This is a genomic window from Kineococcus siccus (assembly GCF_009906795.1).
Lineage (GTDB): Bacteria > Actinomycetota > Actinomycetes > Actinomycetales > Kineococcaceae > Kineococcus > Kineococcus siccus.
The window spans coordinates 1-4,492 of the sequence record NZ_JAAALN010000282.1 but is presented as its reverse complement, the minus strand read 5'-3'; the positions used below and the strand labels follow the sequence as shown (position 1 = coordinate 4,492).

Sequence of the window (4,492 nt, the reverse complement as noted above, 5' to 3'; positions counted from 1 at the left end):
CGCCGAGCCGAAGCCCGTCGAGGACAGGCGCTGCTCGGAGATGCCGTGGGCGCCGGCGAACCGCGTCAGCACGCTGTTGGCCCGCGACGAGGAGAGGTCCCAGTTGTCGCGGTAGCGCACCGTGCTGCTCAGCGGCAGGGAGTTGGTGTGCCCCTGCACGGCGATCTCGTTGGGCAGGCCGGCCAGGACCGGGCCCACCGCGTCGAGCACCTGCACGCCCGCGGGCTGGACGTCCGCGCTGCCGTTGGCGAAGAACACGTTGTCGGCGACCAGGCCGACGACGAGCCCCTCCGAGGTGATGCGGTAGGTGACCTGGTTCTCCTTGCCCTGCGCGGTGAGGGCGTTGTCCAGCTGCTCCTCGATGTCGCGGTACTGCGCCACCTCCGCCTGCGCCGCCTCGAGGTCGGCCTGGCTCGCCTTCTGCTGGGCGTCGTCCAGGACGTCCTGCGCGCTGAGGCTGTCCATCGGGTCACCGCCGGCGAGGGGCAGCAGGTCGATCGGGTCCTCCCCGTTGTCGACCTGGTTGATGCCGTCGTTGCCGGGCAGGACGAGGTTGGAGGCGGAGTCGCCCTCGGTGAGCCCGGCCTTGAACTGGGCGAACTTGACCTGGTCGACCTGGCTGAGGGCGAAGAGCACGATGAACAGCGCCATGAGGACGGTGAGCATGTCGGCGTAGGACACCAGCCACCGCTCGTGGTTGACGTGCTCCTCGTGCTCCTCGTGCTTCGCACGGCGCTTGCCGTGCCCTCCGCCGGACATCAGGCGGCCTTCTTGTCGGGCACCGAGGTGCCCGGCGGCAGGAGGCTCTCCAGCTTCTTGGCGACCGAGCGGGGGTTGGAACCGGCCTGGATGGCGAGGATGCCCTCGACGACGAGCTCCATCTGCGCGACCTCGAGGCCGGACAGGCGGGCGAGGCGGCTCTGCAGCGGGAGGAAGAAGATGTTCGCGGCGGCCACGCCCCAGAAGGTCGCGACGAACGCGCCGGCGATCATCGGCCCGAGGGCCGCCGCGTCGGTGAGGTTCTGCAGCACGACGACCAGGGAGATGACGGTGCCGCAGATGCCGACGGTCGGCGCGTAGCCGCCCATGTCACCCAGGATCTTGGCGGACTGCTTGTCGGCCGCCTTCTTCGCCTGCACCTTGGCCATGAGGATCTCGTAGAGCTCGTCCGGGTCGGTGCCGTCGATGGCCGTCTGCAGGCCGTCGCGCAGGAACTCGTCGTCGACGGCCTTGATGGCGTCCTCGAGGGCCAGCAGGCCCTCGCGGCGGGCGCGCTCGGCCATCGAGACGATGACGCCGACGGTCTCCGCGGCGTTCTTGGGCTTGCCCAGGAAGGCGGTCTTGAGGACCCCCACCAGGCCGGTTCCGTCCTTGAGGACACCGCCCATGAGGCCCACGCCCATGGTCCCGATGAACACGAGCACGAGGGGGCCGGGCAGGAGGATGTCACCGAGGCTGCCGCCCTCGTGGTTCTGCATCCAGAGGATGGCGGCCACGCTGACGACGAGGCCGACGATCGCGGCGATGTCCATGGTCACGGCCTCCTGCGGTGCAGCGGCACCGGGGCGGGCAGCTCGCTGTCGTTCTCGACGTGGTAGCGGTCCTGCGTGGTGTCGGCAGGGTGCGAGGGCAACTCGAGGACGTCGGCCGTACCGGTCTCCTCCAGGGAGTGCGCCGTGGCCACGACGCGCGCCCGGAAGGCCATGACGCGGTCGACGATCTCGCTCAGCGGTTCCGTGATGACGAACTTGGCGCCGTCGACGAGCGTCACGACCGTGTCGGGCGTGGCGTCGATGCGCTGGATGAGGTCGGGGTTCAGGGCGAACACCGACCCGTTGAGCCGGGTCACGAGGATCACGAGGAGTCCATCCTTGGAGGGTGGTGGCGGGGCCCGTCCATGGGCCGGGTGTCAGTCGATCAATCGGCGGCCGGCCCACCGAGCTGAGCCGGAGGGTTGCGTCCGAGCGGGTGAACTGCTAGTGGCGCAGCGTGAGTGTCGCGGGTCCGGACGACGAGAACCCCCCGGGGGCCGCGCACCACGCGGCCCCCGGGGGGCGTCTGTCCGGCCGTCAGGTCATCACTTGATGTTGATGACCGTCTGCAGGATCTCGTCGGACGTCGTGATGATCTTCGAGTTCGCCTGGAAGCCGCGCTGCGCGAGGATCAGGTTGGTGAACTCCGTCGACAGGTCGACGTTGGACATCTCCAGCTGGCCGGACAGCAGCTTGCCGCGCCCGCCGCCGTTGGCCGTCCCGACCTGCGGGCCGCCCGAGTTCGTCGTCACCGTGAACAGCGTGCCGCCGGCCTTCTCCAGGCCCGGGGGGTTGTTGAACGTCGCGAGGGCGATCTGGCCCAGCGTGGCGCGCATGCCGTTGGAGAAGGAGCCCGTGAGCGTCCCGTCGGGGTTCAGCGTGAAGGAGGTCAGGGTGCCGACCGGCGAGCCGTTGGAGGACTGCACCAGCTCGCTCTTGCCGCCCGCGACACCGATCCCGCTGACGTTCTCGAACGCGGTCAGCGTCGACAGGTCCACGTTGACGATGGTGCCGTCCTTGAGTGTGGCGGGGCGCGTGTTGGGCCCACCGCTGGCGTCGGCGGTGCCCGTCATGCTGGCGAAGCGGCCGTTGGCGTCGAAGGTGATGACGGGGTCGGTCGCCCCGCTGATGACGTCGGGGTCGGTGTCGGCGTCGGGGACCGCCGAGCCGGCGTTGTCCGGCACCGTCATCTTGACCGACCACGTGGTGGCGGTCAGCTGGGTGTACGTCGCGGTGACCGTCGTCAGCGTGCCCAGCTTGTCGTAGGTCTGGAACGCGGTGGACGCCTTGCCGTCGACGACGGTCGGGTCCGCGGCCGTGACCGAGGGGTCGAGGTTGCCCCCGATGGAGGCCGCGTTGGTCGGCGCGGACGGCAGGATCTTGCCGACGGGGACGTTCAGCTTGCCGGTCGGCTGGCTCGTGTTGACGTCACCCGTGCCGCTCGCCGCGGACCAGCCCTGGACGTAGGCGCCCTCGGGGGTGATCAGGTCGCCGTTGGTGTCCAGCGAGAAGGCGCCGGCGCGGGTGTAGAAGCTCTGCTCCCCCTGCTTGACGACGAAGAACCCGTCGCCCTGGATCATCAGGTCGGTCGCCTTGCCGGTCGACTGCGCGGAGCCCTGCGTGAAGTTGTTCGCGATGGCGTTGACGCGCACGCCCAGGCCGACCTGCGACGGGTTCGTCCCGCCGACCCCGTTCTGGGGGGCCGCGGCCGACTGCGTGAGCTGGCTCAGGGTGTCGCCGAAGACCACGGACGAGGACTTGAAGCCGGTGGTGTTGACGTTGGCGATGTTGTTGCCGACGACATCCATCATCGTCTGGTGCGAGCGGAGACCGCTGACACCGGAGAACATGGAACGGAGCATCTGACGTGCCTTTCTGACGGCTGGCCGGGGGTCGTGCTGGAGGGGTGTGGGTGGTGCGGGTCCTGCGGGTTCTCAGGTGGTCGGCGGGGCCTCCTTGCCGATGGTCGTCACCTTGGAGAGCAGGACGTCCGCCCCTCCGACCTTGAGCACCGGCTCGCCGCCCGTGCCACCGGCCGAGACCGCCGAGAACGCCGCGGACGACACGACGCCCGAGACGGGCCCGGTCGGACCGTCGTAGCTGACCGTCTGCCCGACGAGCGTGCTCGCCTGCAGGCGCAGCTGGGCCGCCAGCATCGCCGTGTTGTTCGTGTTCATCTCCTCCATCGTCTCCAGGGAGGAGAACTGCGCCGTCTGGGAGACGAACTCCGTGGAGTCGACGGGCTTGGAGGGGTCCTGGTAGCGCAGCTGCGCCACCAGGAGCTTCATGAACATGTCCTTGTTGTCGGCCGTCTTCCCCGACGCCTTCGTGCTGGTCGTGGCGGGGTCGCTCTTCGACAGCGCGGTGGCGGTCTGCAGGTTCGAGGCCGCCAGCAGGGAGTCGTAGCTGCCCGCGCCGCTTGCCGCATCGATGGTCATGCGCACTCCTTCGGTCGTTCGGGTGGCGGTCTGTAGTCCGATCGGGCATTTCCGCCCTCCAGCGGTGAAGGAGGCGGAGCAACGGCGCTCAGGCGCGGAGGTCGAGCCGGCCGGCGGCGGCCGCGACGGCCGCGCGCCGGGCGTCGCGCTGGTCCTCGGCCGCGAAGAGGTTGCGGCGGTCGGGCCCCTTCTCGCCGGGCTCGCCACCGCCCGCGGAACGCTGCCCGCGCCCGCCCGCGGCGTCGGAGGTGTCGCCGGCCCCCGGGCGCTGCTGGCCCGGGCCCGCGTCGGCGCGGACGTCGACGCTGGTCTGCGCGAACGCGGTCGTCGACAGCTCGCGCTGCAGGTCGGGCAGGGCCGCCCGCAGCGCCGCGCGCGCCGCCTCGGAGCTGCCGGAGAGCTGGACGTGGAGGTCGCCGTCGGAGACCTCGGCGCTGATCTGCACGGGCCCGAGACCCTGCGGGTTCACCTCGATCGTCAGGCGGTGCAGGCCGTCCGTCTGCGGCGTGATGCCGTCCAGCC

At 70.5% G+C, this 4,492-nt stretch carries 6 protein-coding genes; all 6 read right to left on the bottom strand.

Annotation, left to right across the window (positions count from 1 at the left end; all coding sequences use genetic code 11):
• On the bottom strand, positions 1-759 hold a 759-nt coding region (locus GTR02_RS20090; RefSeq protein WP_166609253.1), incomplete at its 3' end, for an OmpA/MotB family protein.
• Positions 759-1,532 (bottom strand): motility protein A, encoded by a 774-nt coding sequence (locus GTR02_RS20085; RefSeq protein WP_166609254.1) that lies wholly within the window; start codon positions 1,530-1,532, stop codon positions 759-761. The genes GTR02_RS20085 and GTR02_RS20090, both read right to left, overlap by 1 nt.
• A 2-nt stretch (positions 1,533-1,534) precedes the next feature.
• Complete coding sequence (locus GTR02_RS20080; protein ID WP_166609252.1) at positions 1,535-1,858, bottom strand: flagellar FlbD family protein; 324 nt, start codon at positions 1,856-1,858, stop codon at positions 1,535-1,537.
• 219 nt (positions 1,859-2,077) lie between these two features.
• Positions 2,078-3,382: a flagellar hook protein FlgE gene (locus tag GTR02_RS20075; RefSeq protein ID WP_205709689.1), complete on the bottom strand. Its 1,305-nt coding sequence runs from the start codon at positions 3,380-3,382 to the stop codon at positions 2,078-2,080.
• An 84-nt stretch (positions 3,383-3,466) separates the two neighbouring features.
• On the bottom strand, positions 3,467-3,970 hold the full coding sequence (locus GTR02_RS20070; RefSeq protein WP_166609250.1) for a flagellar hook assembly protein FlgD: 504 nt from the start codon (positions 3,968-3,970) through the stop codon (positions 3,467-3,469).
• 88 nt (positions 3,971-4,058) lie between these two features.
• On the bottom strand, positions 4,059-4,492 hold a 434-nt coding region (fliK, locus tag GTR02_RS20065; RefSeq protein WP_166609249.1), incomplete at its 5' end, for a flagellar hook-length control protein FliK.